We start from the raw sequence: 1,640 nt of genomic DNA, 5'->3' as shown, positions 1-1,640 counted from the left end.
GGGCGAGCAGGATCTCCGGGGCATCGCTCATGCGGCGTCCTCCGCATCACCCGACAACAGCCGCATATAGGAGCCCGGCCTGGTTGTCTCGACTGTTGCCTTGGGTAGATAGGGATAACAGTCCAGGTCCAGTCGGGGCGGACGGTGTTCAACACGGCAAAGCAGCAGGTGCTTCACGGCGTCGAAGCCGATCGCGTCCATCTGAAGCGCCTGCTTCACCGCGGCATGCAGATCAGCCAGATCGAAGGTCTCGAGCAACCGCAGGACCTGGACGTATTCGCGTCGGCCATGCCGGTTCATGCGGGCTTCCATTAGCCGGCGCAACGTTGCGAACTCCTCGGGGAGTTCCCAGCCTTGCAACGGCGCGGCCTGATCGAGTGCGTTGATCTTCTGCTCCAGCAGCGGCAGGTAGTGGATCGGGCTGAAGACGATCTCCTCGCGATCCCAGCAGCGGGGATGGCGGGCAATGACCTCGCCCCGGCAGCCGATTACCACCTCGTGGACATAGGCCCGAATCCAGACATCCTGATGGCCGAAGGCAACCGGCACCGAGTAGTCGTTGGTCTTGTAGCGCACCAGACACTGGGACGAGACGCGGCCACTGTCCTGATCGCAGGCATCAAACGGCGCGATCGGGAGGGAGCGCATGGCAGCCAGATCGCGTTGCAACCGCTCACCGATTGTCTCCCTTTCGCCGCGCAGGACATCATGCTGGCGCTTGCGGCATTGCTCCTCCAGCCAGAGGTTGAATGCCTCCCAGCTCGCGAACTCGGGAAGTGGCACCATGAAGTTGCGGCGGCAATAGCCCACCAAGCCCTCGACATTCCCCTTGTCGTTGCCTTTGCCGGGGCGGCCATAGCGATCCCGGATCAGGTAATGGGACAGGAACCCGCTGAACAGGACGGCCCGCTTGCGGGTGCCATCGGGCAGGATCTTTGCCACCAGGCACCGGTCATTGTCATAGACGATCGATTGCGGCACTGCCCCAAAGAAAGCAAAGGCATGGATGTGCCCGTCCACCCAGGCCTCGGCGACTGCCGCCGGATAGGCGCGGACGTAACAAGCATCGCTGTGCGGCATATCCAGCACGAAGAAGTGGGCCTTCTGCTCGACACCGCCAATCCTGACCATCGCCTCGCCGAAATCCGCCTGCGCATGTCCCGGCGGATGCGCCAGGGGCACGAACACTTCCTGGCCCCGCCGCTCCCGCTCCCGAATGTAGTCCTTGATGATCGTGTAGCCGCCGGTGAACCCGCATTCGTCACGCAGTCGGTCAAACACCCGCTTTGCCGTGTGCCGCTGCTTCCGCGGCATAAAGCGGTCCGCCTCGAGCCAGCCCTCGATGATCGGGATGAAGGGATCAAGCTTCGGCCGCCTGACCTCGGCCGTCCGCCGGTAGCCCGGCGGCACCGAAAACGTCATCATCTTCGCAACCGTATCACGGGAGATGTTGAAGGCCTTCGCCGCCTGACGCTGGCTCATACCCGCCGCGCAGGCTTGGCGAACCCTGAGATATAGTTCCACGCTGAAAATCCTCGCGCCCTCCCTGCTGCCGCAGAAAGGGAAAGGGTGGACGACTTTTACGCCGCCCGCAGCAGCTCCATGCCGCCGCTTCCGTGGCCTAGTTTCTCACCGCCGTT

At 63.2% G+C, this 1,640-nt stretch carries 1 protein-coding gene; it reads right to left on the bottom strand.

Annotation, left to right across the window (positions count from 1 at the left end; all coding sequences use genetic code 11):
• Positions 1–27 precede the first annotated feature (27 nt).
• On the bottom strand, positions 28–1,524 hold the full coding sequence (gene istA, locus OC184_RS20055; RefSeq protein WP_452447954.1) for an IS21 family transposase: 1,497 nt from the start codon (positions 1,522–1,524) through the stop codon (positions 28–30).
• Positions 1,525–1,640 lie beyond the last annotated feature (116 nt).

This window comes from Paracoccus rhizosphaerae, assembly GCF_026162645.1.
Classification (GTDB): Bacteria; Pseudomonadota; Alphaproteobacteria; order Rhodobacterales; family Rhodobacteraceae; genus Paracoccus; species Paracoccus rhizosphaerae.
The sequence above is the reverse complement of the archived record's forward strand: the minus strand, read 5'-3'. Positions and strand labels throughout refer to the sequence as shown.